This is a genomic window from Streptomyces sp. NPDC088910 (genome assembly GCF_044749865.1).
Taxonomy (GTDB): domain Bacteria; phylum Actinomycetota; class Actinomycetes; order Streptomycetales; family Streptomycetaceae; genus Actinacidiphila.
The window spans coordinates 847153-863164 of record NZ_JBIVIV010000002.1; the positions used below are offsets into that span (position 1 = coordinate 847153).

Here is a 16012-nt window from a genome sequence, read left to right on the forward strand (position 1 = left end):
GCCGGGGGCCTTTACGGTGGGGGCTCGGGCAGACTGGAACGCATGGCCATCAACGAGAACCTGCTCGGGGGACCCGCCCCGACCCATCTGCCCGAAGACCCGGAGCCGCGCGAACTGCTCGCCTCCGGTACCGCGCCCGCCGAGGTCGCGGCGAAATACCCGGCCTCCTCGCTGGTCTGGGCGCAGCTCGCCGACGACGCCTTCGAGGCCGGCAGCGTCGTGGAGTCGTACGCCTACGCCCGTACCGGCTACCACCGCGGCCTCGACTCGCTGCGCCGCGCCGGGTGGAAGGGCCACGGTCCCGTGCCCTTCGAGCACGAGCCGAACCGCGGCTTCCTCCGCGCCCTGCACGCGCTGGCCCGCGCCGCCCAGGCGATCGGCGAGCAGGACGAGTACGAGCGCTGCACGGTCTTCCTGCGGGACAGCTCGCCGACCGCCGCCGACACCCTGACCTGACGGCCGGCCCGCCCTTCTCTTCCTGTTTCCCCCGCGTTCCCCCTGGGTCTCACCAGGGGGAACGTGCTTTGTCGCAGTCGTGCCACAAGGGCGGACCGACGCCTCAGCCCCCGTATCAATGTGCGATTCTGATCCGGTTGTCCACACGCAGCACGGGGTGCGACCGGCCGGGGAGCCGGGGCCTCGACGACCGCTGCGCCAGCGCAGGGGGAGTCTTGGCACAGCCACGCCGTCAACCGGGCCGACGTCGGACGAGGGGCCGCGCCGCGATAGTCGGCTCCGCCCTGGCCGTGGGACTGATCATGGTGACCGCGGGCGTCGGGTACGCCACCTGGAACCACGGCAGGAACGTCGACTCCGCCGCCGCCATCGACCACGGCCTCGGCGCCACCACGGCACCGGCCCGCGATGCCAGCGGCAGTGACGGTGACACCGGGGGCGGCACTCCGCCGTCCGCGAGGGACAAGGCGGAGCCGCCGAAGGTCCCCGTCTCCGGCACCGGCCGCTTCAGCACCGCCGACGCCAGCGGCAAGGCCACGGGACACGGCACCATCCGCCGCTACAAGGTCGAGGTCGAAGGCGGTATCGACCTGTCCGCCGCCGACGCCGCCCACGAGATCGCCGCCATCCTCGCCAACCCCCGCGGCTGGACCGCCGACGGCCACGACGGCTTCCAGCTCGTCTCCTCCGGCCGCGCCGACTTCGTCGTCAAGATCGCCACCCCCGACACCGTCGACGACATCTGCGGCGCCGCCGGTCTCCTCACCCGCGGCGAGGTCAACTGCGACGTCGGCTCCACCGTCGTCGTCAACCTCAAGCGCTGGCTGCTCGGCTCCCCCGAATTCAAGGGCCCCATCGAGGGCTACCGCGCCCTGATCATCAACCACGAGGTCGGCCACCGCATCGGCCACGGCCACGAGGGCTGCCCGGGCCCGGGAAAGCCGGCCCCGGTGATGATGCAGCAGATCAAGGGCTTGAACGGGTGCCGAGCGAATGAGTGGCCGTACGACCCGAAGGGGACGTACGTGGGAGGTCCGGGGGTGGAGTGAGGGGTGAGCCCTCTCGCGTTGGCTCAGGGTGGCGGTGGAACGTGCGGGGGAGCCGTCGTGGGTGAGGTCGGGGCGGCGGTGGGACGTGCGGGGGGGGGCGAGGTCAGGGTGGCGGCGGAACGTGCGGGGGAGCCGCCTTGCGCAGGCTCACCGTCCTTCCCCCTTTTTTTGCCGCCCTTCCGCCTCCGGGCGCTTAAATCCGGTGTCGACGGTCCTCTTCGACGGTCGCTCGTTCCTCGCTCCCTGCTCATCGTCGCTTTCGACACCGGCGCGCCCTTCGGCTCCATGGCTACCGGCGAACCCACCTCGCGCAGCGGTGCCGGAGGGGCGCAGCCCCTCGCGCGAGCGCACCCCGGGGGCGGTGGCCCTTGCGCAGGGGCACCCTGGGGGGAGCCGGGCCTTGCCGGATTGGGCCGCACCGCAGATGATCTCGGCGTAGCCCGGTGATCCCGGGTCCGCTTCTGGAGGTAAGACCATGTCCGACGCACCGACCGATGAGGCGGCGACCCCGAACCTCTCGTTCGAGGGCAGCACGCCGTACGAGGACTACGTGCAGGCGTCCATACTGACCCACTTGCAGCACCCGTTGTCCGACGAGCCCGGCGAGATGGCCTTTCTGGTCACCACGCAGGTGATGGAGCTGTGGTTCACGTTGCTGGTCCACGAATGGACCACCGCGGCGGCGGCGCTCAGGGAGGACGACCTGCCGACGGCGATGGCGGCGCTCAGGCGCAGCCTGCCGGAGCTGGAGTCGCTGAACGCCTCGTGGAAACCGATCGCCAATCTCACCCCCGCGCAGTTCAACGCGTACCGGTCGGCCCTCGGTGAGGGCTCCGGGTTCCAGTCGGCGATGTACCGGCGGCTGGAGTTCCTGCTCGGGGACAAGTCCGCGTCGATGCTGGTGCCGCACCGGGGCACCCCCAGCGCGCACGCGGAGCTGGAGAAGGCGCTGACCGAGCCGAGCCTGTACGACGAGGTGCTGCGGCTGCTCAGCCGCCGCGGCTATGCGGTGCCCGCCGAGGTGCTGGAGCGCGACCCGGCGCTGCGGTACGAGCCGCACGCGGAGGTCGAGCGGGCGTGGCAGAGCGTGTACGCGGACGCCGACCAGGACACCGAGCTGATCAGGCTCGGCGAGGCCCTGACGGATGTCGCCGAGCTGGTCTGGCGCTGGCGCAACGACCACCTGGTGGCCACGCGCAGGGCGATGGGCGCCAAGTCGGGTACGGGCGGTTCGGCGGGGGTGGCCTGGCTGGAGAAGCGCGCCACGAAGAACGTCTTTCCCGAGCTGTGGACGGCGCGCAGCCATGTCTGAGGCCGTCGCGGCACGGGATGCCGCCCTTCAGGACCGCGCGGACGCGCTGGACGCCGCCGATCCGCTGGCCGCGGTGCGGGACCGCTTCGTGCTGGACGACACCGTCTATCTGGACGGCAACTCGCTGGGCGCGCTGTCCACCGCCGTGCTGCCCCGGCTGAGCGACGTCGTCACCCGGGAGTGGGGCGAGCTGCGCATCCGGTCCTGGGAGGAGAGCGGCTGGTGGACCGCACCCGAGCGGATCGGCGACCGGATCGCGCCGCTGGTGGGCGCCGCGCCGGGGCAGGTCGTGGTCGGGGACTCGACCAGCGTGAACGTCTTCAAGGCGCTGGTCGCCGCCGTGCGGATGGCGGCCGCCGACCGCACCGAGATCCTGGTGGACGCGGCGACCTTCCCCACGGACGGCTACATCGCCGCGTCGGCGGCCCGGCTGACCGGTCACACCGTGCGCGCGGTGGACGCGGCCGAGATCGCGGACGCGGCCGGTGACCGTACCGCCGTGGCGCTGGTCAACCACGTGGACTACCGCACCGGGCGGCTGCACGACCTGTCCGCCGTCACGGCGGCCCTGCACGCGGCGGGCGCCCTCGCGGTCTGGGACCTGTGCCACAGCGCGGGCGCGCTGCCCGTCGCGCTCGACGCGGACGGCGTGGACCTCGCGGTCGGCTGCACGTATAAGTACCTCAACGGCGGGCCCGGCGCACCCGCGTACCTCTATGTGCGGCGTGAGCTTCAGCCGCGCTTCGACTCGCCGCTGCCGGGCTGGAACTCGCACGCCGACCCGTTCGGCATGGCCCCGGAGTACGCCCCGGCGGACGGCGCGCCCCGCGGGCGGGTCGGCACGCCGGAGATCCTGTCGCTGCTCGCGTTGGACGCGGCGCTCGACGTCTGGGACGGTGTCGCCGTCGCGGACGTGCGGGCCAAGAGCCTGGCGCTGACCGACTTCTTCCTTGACTGCGTGGCCGCGCTGGTGCCGTACGGGCGCGCCGAGCCGATCACACCCGCCGACCACGCGGAGCGCGGCAGCCAGGTCTCGCTGCGCTGCGCGGGGGCGGCCGAGGTGATGCGCGAGCTGACCGCGCGCGGCATCGTCGGCGACTACCGGCGCCCCGACGTGCTGCGCTTCGGCTTCACACCGCTCTACACCCGGTACGCCGACGCCTTGCGCGCCGCCCGCGTACTGGCCGACGTCCTGGCCGGCGGACCGGGCACGCCCGTCGCGGCCCGACCCACCGCCGTACCGCAGGAAACCGACCCGCTCGACGTACCCGAAGGGACCACGTAACCGATGTCCGCTGCCGACCCCTCCACGTCCCCGCCCGCCGCCGATGCCGCCTCCGGGCGACGGGCGGCGGCCGAGGAGGCGTCGGCGTTCGGCCACGCTCCGGTGCCGCCGGACGCCACCGCGTCCTACGGCGACCACCCCGACCAGGTGGTCGACTTCTACCGGCCCGCCCCCGCCGAGGGCGCCCCCACCGGCCGTCCGGCCCCGCTGGTGGCCCTCTTCCACGGCGGTGCCTGGCGCGCCGCCCACGACCGCGCCCACGTCTCGCCGCTCGCGGCCCACCTCACCACCCACGGCTACGCCGTCGCGTCGGTCGAATACCGCCGCGGCCCGGCCCTTGAGGCGCCGCAGGAAGGCCGCGACGGCTCGGACCCCGCGCCCGACGCGCTGCCACCGGCCGGGCGCTGGCCCGACACCTTCGACGACGTGGCCGCCGCCCTCGACGCGCTGCCCGCGCTCGCCGTGCGGGCGCTCGGCGCCGACGTGGTCGACCCCCGCCGCACCGTCCTGACCGGCCACAGCGCGGGCGGCCACCTCGCGCTGTGGGCCGCCGCCCGTCATGTCCTGCCCCCTGAATCCCCCTGGCACCGCCCCTCACCTCCCCCCGTACGCGGCGTCGTGGCCCTCGCCCCGATCGCCGACCTCACCTCGGCGATCCGGCTGGGTGTCTGCTCCGGCGCGGTCGTCGACCTGCTGGGCGGACCCGAGCACCTGACGGCACGTCTGCCCGACGCCGACCCCGCCGCGCTGCTGCCCACCGGTATCGCCACAACCATCGTGCACGGCACCACTGACAATGAGGTTCCGTCGCAGGTCAGCCAGGCTTTCGCCCGTGCCGCGGCGGTCGCGGGCGAGGAGGTCGTCGCCGCGTGGCTGCCCGGCACCGGCCACTTCCCGCTGATCGACCCGTCCACGGCGGCCTGCGCGGCCGTCGCGGACGAGATCGCCCAACTCGCCTGGTAGCCGGGGCTGCCCGGCAGCGCGAAGGCCCCCGCCCGGTTCGACCGGGCGGGGGCCTTCGTGTGCGTGCGGTGCCGAGGGGGTCAGCGGGAGCGCTTGGCCAGCCGCTCGACGTCCAGGAGGATCACGGCGCGGGCCTCCAGGCGGAGCCAGCCGCGGCCCGCGAAGTCCGCGAGGGCCTTGTTGACGGTCTCGCGCGAGGCGCCGACGAGCTGGGCCAGCTCTTCCTGCGTGAGGTCGTGGACGACGTGGATGCCCTCTTCCGACTGCACGCCGAAGCGGCGGGAGAGGTCGAGCAGCGCCTTGGCGACGCGGCCGGGGACGTCGGAGAAGACCAGGTCGGACATGACGTCGTTGGTGCGGCGCAGGCGGCGGGCGACGGCGCGCAGCAGGGCGGTGGAGACCTCGGGCCGTACGTTCAGCCAGGGCTGGAGGTCGCCGTGGCCCAGGCCGAGCAGCTTCAGCTCGGTCAGCGCGGTGGCGGTGGCGGTGCGCGGGCCGGGGTCGAAGAGCGACAGCTCGCCGATCAGCTCACCGGGGCCGACCACGGCGAGCATGTTCTCGCGGCCGTCGGGCGAGGTGCGGTGCAGCTTGACCTTGCCTTCGGTGACGACGTACAGCCGGTCCCCGGGGTCACCCTCGTGGAACAGCGAGTCGCCACGCGCGAGCGTGACCTCCGTCATGGAGGCGCGCAGTTCAGCGGCCTGCTCGTCGTCGAGCGCCGCGAAAAGCGGGGCACGGCGCAGAACGTCGTCCACGAGCTCTCTCCTTGTCGACATCGCTGGGATTTCCCCATGATGCATGACGTCTCAAACAGTGCGATCAATCACAAGGATGTCTTATCCAGGCCCGTAGCCGTGCTCCGGGGGTCCGATTGGGGGTCCGATCGGGGTCCGTAAACGGCTCAGGAAGGGCCGAACGGGTGGCCCCTGAGCCGGATTCCGCTATGAGCGAACAACATAACGGCTGGGGCGTCGGAGTGGGCCCTTCGCGCACGGCCGTACGAATTTCGTACGAATTCCTGCGCGCCGGACGGCTCGAACGCCCGCGTCGGCGCGGGTTTACCGGACCTTCGCGGATTTACGGCACCGGCACCGGCTCAGGTGCCGGTGCCTGCGCCGCGGTGGACGCTCCCTCGTGGGCGGCCTCCGGTGCGGCCGTCCCCGGCGCCGTCGTCAGGAAGCGCGCGGCCACCGACCGGTTGTATTTGGTGAACATCGCACCCAGCGTGCGCCGTTCCTCCTCGGTCCAGCCGTCGAGCAGTCCGGCCAGGCTCTCCGCGCGCCGGGCGCGTACCTCCTCCATCCGCCGCAGCCCCTCGGCGGTCGGCGTGACGATGCTGCGCCGCCGGTCGGTGGGGGCGGGGGAGCGGGCGACCAGGCCCTGGGCCCGGAGCGCTGCCACCTGGCGGCCGGCCGTCGAGGGGTCGAGGCCGAGCGCGGCGGCGAGCGAGTTGATGTCCTGCGGGCCGCCCCCGGCCAGGGTGCGCAGCAGCAGGTACTCGGCCCGGTCCAGGGTGTCGTGGATGTCGGTGCGCCGGTAGAACAGCTCGAAATTCCTGACGAGCACGGCGGTCTGATGCTCGATCACATCGAGCGCGGCGGAGGTCCCCTCGGTCGCCTCTGCCTTCTCGGTCCCTGCCACGGCCACTCCAGATCCAGATATCGGTACGATGCACGTGTTAATATCGGCATCATACCGATGAATTCGGCGAGGCCGAGCGGGAGGGGACGCGGTGGGGTCGAGCGGCTGGACGCGCGAGGTCTGGGACCGGATAGTCGGATCGGACCCGGGCCTGCAAAGACTCCGCACGGCGTTCGGCGCGGCGGTCGCCATGAGCACCACCCTGGCGATCGAGTACGGCTACGGGCGCGCCACGCACGCGGGTCCCCAGGGCACCCTCGTCGGCATGCTGCTGGGCACCGTCATGGCGATGATGGGCTCGATGGCGCTGGACGGCACCCAGGTGCTGCCGAAGATCCGCACGGCCGTGTTCTTCCCGGTCGCCATCGGCACCGGCATGGTCATCGGCGTCTCGGTGGCCGGGCACACCGACGCGATGCTCGCGGTCTTCGTCGCCGTCATGTTCGTGGCCGTCTTCATCCGCCGCTTCGGACTGCCGTACTTCTTCTACGGCTTCATGATCTGGATGGGCTACTTCTTCGCCGCCTTCCTCGACGCCCGCCTCGCGCAGCTCCCCGACCTGCTCGCCGCGGTCGGCATCGCCACCGGCTGGGTCCTGCTGCTGTCCACCACCGTGCTGCGCGCCCACCCCCAGCGGACGCTGACCCGCGTCCGCCGCGCCTTCGGCGCACGTGCCGGGGCCGTCGCCCGGGTCTGCGCCGACCTGCTGGAGACCGACCCCGAGGACGTGCGGCGGCTGGCCCGGCTCCGCCGCGAGCTGCACTCGCGCCAGCTCAGGCTCGCCGAGACCGCGCTGGTCATCGAGGGCTGGTCGGCCCACCCCGGCACCCTGCCGCCGGGCCGGTCCGCGGCCGGAGTACGCCGCAGGACGCTGGACGCACATCTGGCGGTGGACGCCGTGGCGACCGCGGCCGACGCGCTCGCGGGCACCGGAGGGCGCCTCGCGCCCGAGGCCGCGGCCATCGCCGCGCACCTGGCGCGCAGCGAATACGCGGCGGCCGAGCGGCGGGCCAGGGACGTACTCGCCCTCGTCGACTCCGACGACCCGGTGACGGCCGCGCGCGCCGAACCCGCCACAGATTGCTTCGCCTATCACCTGGCCACCGCCGCCTGGGAGTTCACGGTGCTGGTCAGGGAGGTCAGGCGCGCCGCGGAGGCGGACGTCGGACGATCCCACAACGGAAGCGGGCACAAGGTGCGGCGCCCGAAGGCGGCACAAGGCGCGGCAGACGGCCCCGGCCGCGACCCCCGTCCCGCTCACGGCACCCACGACGACGCTCTCGACGCCCCGGCCGACTTCGCTCCCGCCGTGACCCTGGCCATGGGCGGGCTGCCCGGCTCCGCCGCGGTCGCGGGCGGTGTCTCGGCGCGCGGCGGCTGGCGGCGGCTCAGCGGCCTCTCGCTGACCACCCGGCAGGCGATCCAGGTGGCCGTCGCGGGCACCCTGGCCATCGTCATCGGCCGCGAGCTGTCGGAGGCCCGCTACTACTGGGCGGTGATCGCCGCCTTCATCGCCTTCACCGGCACCGCCACCCGCTCGGAGACCTTCATCAAGGCGACCAACCGCGTCGTCGGCACCCTGCTCGGCCTCGGCGCGGGCATCGGCCTCGCGCACCTGACCGCGGGCCACACCCTGTGGGTGATCGCGGTCATCGTGCTCAGCATGTCCTGCGGCTTCTACCTGGTCAGCCTCTCCTACGCGGCCATGATCTTCTTCGTCACGATCATGGTGTCGCAGCTCTACACCCAGCTCCACGAGTTCTCCGCCGGTCTGCTGATGCTGCGTCTCGAAGAGACCGCCATAGGCGCCGCCATCGGCATAGCGGTCGCCCTGGTCGTCCTGCCGACCAGCACGCGCGACACCGTCAGCAGCGCGCGCGGCAGCTACTTCGCTGCCGTGGGCGAGCTGATGCACGCCGCCGCCGCGCGCCTGGAGCACGACGGCCGCCCCGATCGCGAGGACGGGTCCGCAAGCCCCGACGGCGCCGACCTCGACGCCCTGGTGCGCGTGGTGGACCACCGCCTCCAGCAGCTCGCCCTGGTGGCGCGCCCGCTGACCCGCCCCCTGGTGTGGGGCAACGACCCGCGCCTCGTACGGCACCGGCTCACCCTCTACGCGGCCGTCACGCGGCAGACCAGGGCCCTGGCGCTCGGCCCGCGCCGCTCACCCGGCCTCGCGCCCGCGCCGCACCTGGCGCAGGCCAGCCGCGCGCTCGGCCACGCGGCCACCGCCCTGGCGCTCGCGCCCGCCCCGCAGGGCCGGCCCGCCGCCGAGGTCGCCCGCGCCCTGCGTACCGCCGACGCGGCGCTCCTGACCAGGCTCCCCGCCGCCGGTACGGTGCTGCCGCCGGTCACCAGGCCGTTGCTGCGGCTGCGGCAGCTCCTGCACGAACTGGCCGTACTCCCGCCGGGACACGGCGTCGGCCGCGGCTTCACCGGGCGCGGCGCGGGCCCCGCCGACACTTCGCGGATCGTCACCGGCTCGCATGCCGCCGGGCCCGTACCGGACAGGCCGCACGGCGTGACGGCGGGTGCCGCGGGGGAGTGCCCCGGACCGGGGGACGACCTCCCGCACGCGTCCGGCGCGGCCGGTGACGGCGCGCCCCGCCGCCCCTGAGCCGCCGGTCCCGGCCGCGCGACACCGCGCCCCGATCGTTGTGGCGCCCTGTGTCGGCGGCGGCCCGTAGGCTGGCGGCATGGCGACGAGTGGTGCGGTGGTCAAGAAGATCAAGAAGGCGAAGGTCGCGCAGACGCATGCGGGACTGGTACGGCAGGCGCGGCGGATCAACCGCGAGCTGGCGGAGGTTTATCCGTACGCGCATCCAGAGCTGGACTTCGAGAATCCCTTCCAGCTCCTGGTCGCCACGGTGCTGTCCGCGCAGACCACGGACCTGCGGGTGAACCAGACGACGCCCGCGCTGTTCGCGAAGTACCCGACGCCCGAGGACATGGCGGTGGCCGACCCCGAGACGCTGGAGCAGATCCTGCGCCCGACGGGCTTCTTCCGCGCCAAGGCGAAGTCCGTGCAGGGGCTCTCGGCGGCGCTGCGGGACCGGTTCGGCGGTGAGGTGCCCGGCCGTCTCGAGGACCTGGTGACCCTGCCGGGCGTCGGCCGCAAGACGGCCAATGTCGTACTCGGCAACGCCTTCGGCGTCCCCGGCATCACCGTGGACACCCACTTCGGCCGCCTCGCCCGCCGCTTCGGCTGGACCGAGTCGCAGGACCCGGAGAAGGTCGAGGAGGACGTCGCCGGGCTCTTCCCGAAGTCGGACTGGACGATGCTGTCGCACCGCGTCGTCTTCCACGGCCGCCGTATCTGCCACGCCCGCAAACCCGCCTGCGGCGCCTGCCCGATCGCCCCGCTCTGCCCGGCCTACGGCGAGGGCGAGACGGACCCGGAGAAGGCGGAGAAGCTGCTCAAGTACGAGAAGGGCGGCGCCCCCGGACAGCGCCTGAAGCCCCCGCCGGACTACCCGGGCCAGCCCGCGCCCCCGCTGGCGGCCTCATGACCCACGCGCGGGGGGCGGACACGGGTGCCGGGCCGGAGACGGGCGCGGGCTTCGGCACGGACCCGCGAGCGGGCCTCGGCGCCGACGCGCGAGCCGGCTTCGGCGCCGATGCCGGAGAAGGCACCGGGGTCGAGATCAGCACGGCCGGGCTGCCGCGGTGGCTCGAACCGGTGGCCGACGCCGTCGCCGGGGTCCGGCCGGAACAGCTCAGCAGCTTTCTGCCGCCCGAAGGCGGCGGGCGGCAGTCCGCCGTCCTGATCCTGTTCGGCGACGGCGACCGGGGCCCCGAGATGCTGCTCATCGAGCGGTCGAGGGCGCTGCGTTCGCACGCGGGCCAGCCCTCCTTCCCCGGCGGCGCCCTCGACCCCGAGGACGGCGACCCGGACGGCGACGGGCCGGTGCGCGCCGCGCTGCGCGAGGCCGAGGAGGAGACCGGCCTCGACCCGACGGGCGTCCAGGTCTTCGGCGTGCTGCCGCGGCTCTACATCCCGGTCAGCGGCTTCGTCGTGACCCCCGTGCTCGGCTGGTGGCGCAGGCCCACCCCGGTCGGCGTGGTCGACCCGGCCGAGACCGCGCGCGTCTTCCGGGTGCCTGTGGCCGATCTCACCGACCCCGCCAACCGCGCGACCCTGACCCACCCCAGCGGCTTCCTCGGCCCGGCCTTCCTGGTCGAAGGCGCGCTGGTCTGGGGTTTCACCGCGGGGCTGATCGACAGAATCGTGCAGTTCGCGGGCTGGGAGCGGCCCTGGGACCGCGACCGCAAGGTGCCGCTCGCCTAGAGCGTGTCCGCGCCGTACCCGGCCTCTGCGGGGCTCGTACGGCGGTCCTCGGGGGCGCGTGCCGGGGCTCCTCCGAGGGGTGTCCAGGGCGTGTCCGGGGCGAGTTCGGCCCCCTGGTGCCGGTCATCGGCCGTACCGCGCAGGTCACCTGGGCCGTACGGTGCCGTCGGGCGGGGCGGCCATGAGACCGTGTCCAGGTGAACGTGCTGGACTTTCTGCTCATCCTCGCCGCCGTCTGGTTCGCCGTGGTCGGTTACCGGCAGGGCTTCGTCGTCGGAGTCATGTCGGTGGTCGGCTTCCTCGGCGGCGGTCTCGCCGCGATCTATCTGCTGCCGCTGTTCTGGGACAAGGCGACGGACCACTCCTCGCCGGGCTCGGTCGCGGTGATCACCGCCGTGGTGGTCGTCATCGTGTGCGCGTCGGTGGGGCAGGCGTTCACCACGCACCTGGGCAACAAGCTCAGGACTCGCATCACGTGGTCGCCCGCCCGCGCCATCGACGCGGGCGGCGGCGCGCTGGTCAATGTGCTCGCCATGCTGCTGGTGGCCTGGCTGATCGGCAGCGCGCTGGCCACCACGGCGCTGCCGACGATAGGCCGCGAGGTGCGCTCGTCCAAGGTGCTGCTCGGCGTCTCCAGGGTGGTGCCGCAGGAAGCCGACACCTGGTTCACCGACTTCAGCTCCACCCTCGCGCAGAACGGCCTGCCGCAGGTCTTCGGGCCCTTCGGGTCCGAGCCGATCACCTCGGTGCCTCCTCCCGACCCGAACCTCGTGCACAGCGCCGTCGTCACCGACGCCCGCCGCAGCATCGTCAAGATCGTCGGCACCGCGTCGGGCTGCGGGAAGGTCCTCGAAGGGTCCGGCTTCGTCTTCGCCAAGGACCGCGTGATGACCAACGCGCACGTCGTCGGCGGCGTCTCCGAGCCCACCGTGCAGATCGGCGGCAAGGGCCGCCTGTACGACGCCCGCGTGGTCCTCTACGACTGGCAGCGCGACATCGCCGTCCTGGACGTGCCGCGCCTGAACGCGCCGGCGCTCACGTTCACCAGCGGCGACGTACAGTCCCGCGACGACGCCATCGTGGCCGGTTTCCCGGAGAACGGCGCCTTCGACGTACGCGCCGCCCGCGTCCGCGGCCGTATCGAGGCCAACGGCCCGGACATCTACCACCGCGGCACCGTCCACCGCGACGTCTACTCGCTGTACGCGACCGTCCGCCAGGGCAACTCCGGCGGCCCGCTGCTCACCACGAACGGGCAGGTGGCGGGCGTCGTCTTCGCCAAGTCACTCGACGACTCGAACACCGGTTACGCGCTCACCGCCGACGAGATCCGCCCGGACATCGCGGCGGGCACGGCGGCGAGCCGGCAGGTCGACACGGAGAACTGCGCGCTGTGAGGTGACCGACGGCCGGCCCGGCGTACCTGTCGGCCGGGCCGTCCGTCGGCCGGGCGGTCACTGCGCCCTGGCGTGCCGCAGCCGGGCGCCGACCCAGCGGGCCCGGCGCCGCAGGATGCGCGGGATTCCGATCTGGGGCTCCCCCGGCGGGAGCACGGCCAAGGGCGCCCCGCTGTTGACGGAGACGGAAGTGTTACGGCGATTGCGTGATACGTCACGGTAGTCGTGCGTCCAACCCATACGAAGCTAAGTGCCCGCAGCCCTTGGTCGGTAATCGCCCTTCGGTCGCCCGGTTGGCGTATGCGTCCGGCATTTTGCGGATCATATGACCGACACGCGGACGCCTGATGCGTACGGGGCGGGCGCGCTGGCAGAGGGACACCTGATGGCGGGTCAGAGCCTCGCTGAGGGTGAGTCAGTTACGGCGCGAGGCCGTGCGGAGGCGGCGGCTTGGGCCCGTCGGGAGCGTACGGCTCAGCGGTCCGGCTCCGGGTCCTTCAGCCAGTTGATCAGCTCGGTCGAGAACGCGGCCGGGTCCTCCTCGTGCGGGAAGTGCCCCAGGCCGTCGAAGAGCCGCCAGCGGTACGGCGCCTCGACGTACTCCCCGCTGCCCGCCGCGCTGCGGCTGCGGATCGCCGGATCGAGCGAGCCGTGCAGGTGCAGTGTCGGCACCCGGACCGGCCGCTTCATCCGCCGGTTGAACTGGATGCCGTCGGGCCGCGCCATCGACCGCACCATCCAGCGGTACGGCTCGACCGCGCAATGCGCCGTCGAGGGGATCTGCATCGCGCGCCGGTAGACGTCCACGGCCTCGTCGTCCGGCAGCCGCGGCCCCGACCACTGGTGGATCAGCCGGCCGACCAACTCCGCGTGGTCCGCCACCAGGTGACGCTCCGGCAGCCAGGGCGACTGGAAGCCCCAGATGTACGCGCCCGACTTGCTGTGCCGCAGATCGGTCAGCATCGCGTTGCGCCAGCGGCGCGGGTGCGGCATCGACTCGACCGCGAGGCGGCGTACGAGCTTGGGCCGCATCGTCGCGGCCGTCCACGCCAGGTAGCCGCCGAGGTCGTGGCCGACCAGCGCGGCGTCCGGCTCGCCCAGCGACCGGATCACCCCGGTGACGTCGAGCGCGAGGTTGCCCGCGTCGTAACCGCGGGGCGTACGGTCGCTGCCGCCCACCCCGCGCAGGTCCATCGCCACCGCGCGGAAACCGGCCTCGGCGAGTGCGGGCAGTTGGTGCCGCCAAGTCCACCAGAACTGCGGGAAGCCGTGCAGCAGGAGGACGAGCGGGCCGTCGCCCATCTCGGCGATGTGGAAGCGGGCGCCGTTCGCGGCCACGTCACGGTGGGTCCACGGCCCTTCGAGGCGGGGGACGGAACCGCCGCCGCCCGCACCTGACGGCCCGGTTCCCGGCCCGTTCCCCGAGCCGTTCCGCGACTCTTCTCCCGAACCGCTTCCGCTGTCGTTTCCCGTGGCACTGCCCGACCTGCCGACGACCCTCATGGTGGAGAGAGTGTCACATCTTCAGGTCGGGTGCTCTGGTCGAACCGGCCATCGAATCCGGCCCGGCGCCGGACACCGAATCCCGGACGCCGCCGCGTCCCGCGTCCCTGTCCGCGCGGGGCAGCGCGGGCTTGGCGGCGGCCTTGTCCAGACTCGTGGCCGTGTCCTGCGGACGCGGGTGCGGCTTCGCGTTCTTCATCACCGCGGCGGTCTGCTTGGCCGACTCGATGGAGCGCTCCGGCTTCTTCACCTTCTTGAACCGGCCGTACGCGATCAGGCCGAGGAGCGCGGCGATCAGCACGTACGCCCCGGCGACGATCAGGAACGACCACCCCAGGGTGATCCCGAGCGCGTGGATGCCGTACGCGGCGGCCATGCTGAACATCGGCATGGCGAAGAAGGCCAGGGTCAGGGCGACACCGATCGCGCCGCTGCCGAACAGCGCCCGCTTCACGTCCTGCCGCAGTTCCACCTTGACGAGGGCGATCTCGTCGTGCACCAGGGCGGAGACATCCGCCGTGGCGGAGGCGAACAACTGGCCGAGGCTGCGCCCGTCGTCGTCGTGGGCTGCGCTCATTGCGTCCTCCGTCGTCAAATCGTTGTCGTTCCGTCAGATCATGCCTCAGCCGGAGTCATCTCCGCCGTCGCCCCCGGCCAGACGGGCGAGCCTGCGGTGTTCCGCGGCCTTCCGTTCCAGGATCTCGGCCATCCGCAGGTGGTAGGCGGGCTGGTCCTGCTCGTACACGTCGGGGACCCCGTCGCCGTCCTCGTCGCGCTCCTCCTCGTCGCACAAGGCGCGGTATTTGTTGTTCCGCAGCTTCAGCAGAATCGTCGCCAGCACCGCGGAGAGCAGCGAGCCGACCAGGACGGCGGCCTTCGCCTCGTCGGCGAGCAGCGCGTCGTCCTTGAAGGCGAGTTCGCCGATCAGCAGGGAGACGGTGAAGCCGATCCCGGCGAGCGAGGCGACCGCCAGGACGTCGGGCCATTTGAGGTCGGCGTTGAGCCGCGCCCGGGTGAAGCGGGCCGCCAGCCAGGTGCCGCCGAACACGCCGACGATCTTTCCGACCACCAGTCCGATCAGTACACCGAGCGTCTCGGGCTTGGTGAACACATCGCGCAGCGAGCCGCCCGAGACCGCGACCCCGGCAGAGAACAGGGCGAACAGCGGTACGGCAAGGCCCGCCGAGATCGGCCGCACCAGGTGCTCGATGTGCTCGCCGGGAGATTCGCGCTCACCCTCGCGCCTGGTGCAGCGCAGCATCAGGCCCATGGCGACGCCCGCGATGGTGGCGTGCACGCCGCTGTTGTACATCAGGCCCCAGATGACCAGCGCCAGCGGCACGTACACGTACCAGCCGCGTACTCCCGTGCGCAGCAGCAGCCAGAAGACGACCAGCCCGGCCGCCGCTCCGCCGAGCGCGGCGTAGTTGATCGAGGAGGTGAAGAAGACGGCGATGATCAGGATGGCGAAGAGGTCGTCGACGACGGCGAGGGTGAGCAGGAAGGCGCGCAGCGCGGCGGGCAGGGCGGTGCCGATGACGGCGAGGACCGCGAGCGCGAAGGCGATGTCGGTGGCGGTGGGGACGGCCCAGCCCTTGAGGGAGCCGCCGCCGGTGGCGCTGACGACGGTGTAGAAGATCGCGGGGACCGCCATGCCGCACACGGCCGCGATCACCGGGAGCGCGGCGGCCGAGGGGGTGCGCAGCTCGCCCGCGACCAGTTCGCGCTTCAGCTCGATGCCCGCCACGAAGAAGAAGACGGCGAGCAGGCCGTCCGCCGCCCAGTGCGCGACGGACAGGTCGAGGCCGAGCGTGGAGACGCCGAAGTGGAAGTGGCTGACGCTCTCGTAGCTGTGGTGCAGGGTGTTCGCCCAGATCAGCGCGACCACGGCGGCCACCAGGAGCAGGACTCCGCCGACGGTCTCCGCGCGCAGCGCGTCCAGGACGAAGGTGCGTTCCGGGAGCGGCAGCCGTCCGAGGACGGTGTCGGCGCGACGGCGCGGTTGCTCAGTCACGCGGGTACTCGGTCATGGGGGCGGCCTCCTGGGCGGGTGCGGCTGGCTGCGGACACAGGTGTCCCGTGTGCCGACCAGACTTCCCGGCGCGCCCTTAAGTTTTG

The 16012-nt window shown here is 72.9% G+C and carries 15 protein-coding genes; 9 read left to right on the forward strand and 6 right to left on the reverse strand.

Annotated elements, in window-relative coordinates; genetic code table 11:
• Positions 1 to 42 precede the first annotated feature (42 nt).
• The 5 genes from ACIP4Z_RS08175 (at position 43) to ACIP4Z_RS08195 (ending at position 5065) form a co-directional block, all read left to right on the forward strand.
• Positions 43 to 456 (forward strand): DUF3151 domain-containing protein, encoded by a 414-nt coding sequence (locus ACIP4Z_RS08175; protein ID WP_355346204.1) that lies wholly within the window; start codon positions 43 to 45, stop codon positions 454 to 456.
• Between the two features lie 290 nt (positions 457 to 746).
• Positions 747 to 1505 carry a DUF3152 domain-containing protein gene (locus tag ACIP4Z_RS08180; protein ID WP_401305913.1) on the forward strand — a complete coding sequence of 253 codons (759 nt, stop codon included), beginning with the start codon at positions 747 to 749 and terminating at the stop codon, positions 1503 to 1505.
• Positions 1506 to 1980: 475 nt separating this feature from the next.
• Positions 1981 to 2817, forward strand: a complete 837-nt coding sequence (locus ACIP4Z_RS08185) for a tryptophan 2,3-dioxygenase family protein (RefSeq protein ID WP_401305915.1) — start codon at positions 1981 to 1983, stop codon at positions 2815 to 2817.
• Positions 2810 to 4102 (forward strand): kynureninase, encoded by a 1293-nt coding sequence (gene kynU, locus ACIP4Z_RS08190; RefSeq protein WP_401305917.1) that lies wholly within the window; start codon positions 2810 to 2812, stop codon positions 4100 to 4102. Before ACIP4Z_RS08185 ends, kynU begins: the two co-directional genes overlap by 8 nt.
• 3 nt (positions 4103 to 4105) lie before the next feature.
• Positions 4106 to 5065 (forward strand): alpha/beta hydrolase fold domain-containing protein, encoded by a 960-nt coding sequence (locus tag ACIP4Z_RS08195; RefSeq protein WP_391041556.1) that lies wholly within the window; start codon positions 4106 to 4108, stop codon positions 5063 to 5065.
• An 80-nt stretch (positions 5066 to 5145) separates the two neighbouring features.
• Here the strand turns inward: ACIP4Z_RS08195 and ACIP4Z_RS08200 are convergent, their stop codons facing one another.
• Positions 5146 to 5820 carry a Crp/Fnr family transcriptional regulator gene (locus ACIP4Z_RS08200; RefSeq protein ID WP_033174884.1) on the reverse strand — a complete coding sequence of 225 codons (675 nt, stop codon included), beginning with the start codon at positions 5818 to 5820 and terminating at the stop codon, positions 5146 to 5148.
• A gap of 322 nt (positions 5821 to 6142) precedes the next feature.
• On the reverse strand, positions 6143 to 6706 hold the full coding sequence (locus ACIP4Z_RS08205) for a MarR family winged helix-turn-helix transcriptional regulator (protein WP_401305918.1): 564 nt from the start codon (positions 6704 to 6706) through the stop codon (positions 6143 to 6145).
• Between the two features lie 190 nt (positions 6707 to 6896).
• On the opposite strand from ACIP4Z_RS08205, the gene ACIP4Z_RS08210 reads away from it, so the two are divergent.
• The 4 genes from ACIP4Z_RS08210 (at position 6897) to ACIP4Z_RS08225 (ending at position 12391) form a co-directional block, all read left to right on the forward strand.
• Complete coding sequence (locus tag ACIP4Z_RS08210; RefSeq protein WP_401305920.1) at positions 6897 to 9323, forward strand: FUSC family protein; 2427 nt, start codon at positions 6897 to 6899, stop codon at positions 9321 to 9323.
• 79 nt (positions 9324 to 9402) lie between these two features.
• Complete coding sequence (gene nth, locus ACIP4Z_RS08215; protein ID WP_355346183.1) at positions 9403 to 10215, forward strand: endonuclease III; 813 nt, start codon at positions 9403 to 9405, stop codon at positions 10213 to 10215.
• Positions 10212 to 10994, forward strand: coding sequence for an NUDIX hydrolase (locus ACIP4Z_RS08220; protein WP_401305922.1), 783 nt, complete (start codon positions 10212 to 10214; stop codon positions 10992 to 10994). The genes nth and ACIP4Z_RS08220 overlap by 4 nt, the downstream gene beginning before the upstream one ends.
• Before the next feature lie 197 nt (positions 10995 to 11191).
• A complete protein-coding gene (locus ACIP4Z_RS08225; protein WP_401305924.1) occupies positions 11192 to 12391 on the forward strand; it encodes a MarP family serine protease in 1200 nt (399 codons plus the stop codon).
• A gap of 57 nt (positions 12392 to 12448) precedes the next feature.
• Here the strand turns inward: ACIP4Z_RS08225 and ACIP4Z_RS08230 are convergent, their stop codons facing one another.
• The 4 genes from ACIP4Z_RS08230 to nhaA form a co-directional block, all read right to left on the reverse strand.
• A complete protein-coding gene (locus ACIP4Z_RS08230; RefSeq protein WP_223187240.1) occupies positions 12449 to 12631 on the reverse strand; it encodes a hypothetical protein in 183 nt (60 codons plus the stop codon).
• Positions 12632 to 12865: 234 nt separating this feature from the next.
• Positions 12866 to 13894 carry an alpha/beta fold hydrolase gene (locus ACIP4Z_RS08235; RefSeq protein WP_391158230.1) on the reverse strand — a complete coding sequence of 343 codons (1029 nt, stop codon included), beginning with the start codon at positions 13892 to 13894 and terminating at the stop codon, positions 12866 to 12868.
• Positions 13895 to 13907: 13 nt separating this feature from the next.
• Positions 13908 to 14471, reverse strand: a complete 564-nt coding sequence (locus ACIP4Z_RS08240; RefSeq protein ID WP_355346170.1) for a phage holin family protein — start codon at positions 14469 to 14471, stop codon at positions 13908 to 13910.
• Between the two features lie 45 nt (positions 14472 to 14516).
• Positions 14517 to 15908: a Na+/H+ antiporter NhaA gene (nhaA, locus tag ACIP4Z_RS08245; protein WP_401305928.1), complete on the reverse strand. Its 1392-nt coding sequence runs from the start codon at positions 15906 to 15908 to the stop codon at positions 14517 to 14519.
• Positions 15909 to 16012 lie beyond the last annotated feature (104 nt).

Coding starts and splice junctions, on each gene's coding strand:
- ACIP4Z_RS08175 (WP_355346204.1), top strand. CDS start 43: ATGGCCATCAACGAGAACCTGCTCGGGGGACCCGCCCCGACCCATCTG.
- ACIP4Z_RS08185 (WP_401305915.1), top strand. CDS start 1,981: ATGTCCGACGCACCGACCGATGAGGCGGCGACCCCGAACCTCTCGTTC.
- kynU (WP_401305917.1), top strand. CDS start 2,810: ATGTCTGAGGCCGTCGCGGCACGGGATGCCGCCCTTCAGGACCGCGCG.
- ACIP4Z_RS08195 (WP_391041556.1), top strand. CDS start 4,106: ATGTCCGCTGCCGACCCCTCCACGTCCCCGCCCGCCGCCGATGCCGCC.
- ACIP4Z_RS08210 (WP_401305920.1), top strand. CDS start 6,897: ATGAGCACCACCCTGGCGATCGAGTACGGCTACGGGCGCGCCACGCAC.
- nth (WP_355346183.1), top strand. CDS start 9,403: ATGGCGACGAGTGGTGCGGTGGTCAAGAAGATCAAGAAGGCGAAGGTC.
- ACIP4Z_RS08220 (WP_401305922.1), top strand. CDS start 10,212: ATGACCCACGCGCGGGGGGCGGACACGGGTGCCGGGCCGGAGACGGGC.
- ACIP4Z_RS08230 (WP_223187240.1), bottom strand. CDS start 12,631: ATGGGTTGGACGCACGACTACCGTGACGTATCACGCAATCGCCGTAAC.
- ACIP4Z_RS08235 (WP_391158230.1), bottom strand. CDS start 13,894: ATGAGGGTCGTCGGCAGGTCGGGCAGTGCCACGGGAAACGACAGCGGA.
- ACIP4Z_RS08240 (WP_355346170.1), bottom strand. CDS start 14,471: ATGAGCGCAGCCCACGACGACGACGGGCGCAGCCTCGGCCAGTTGTTC.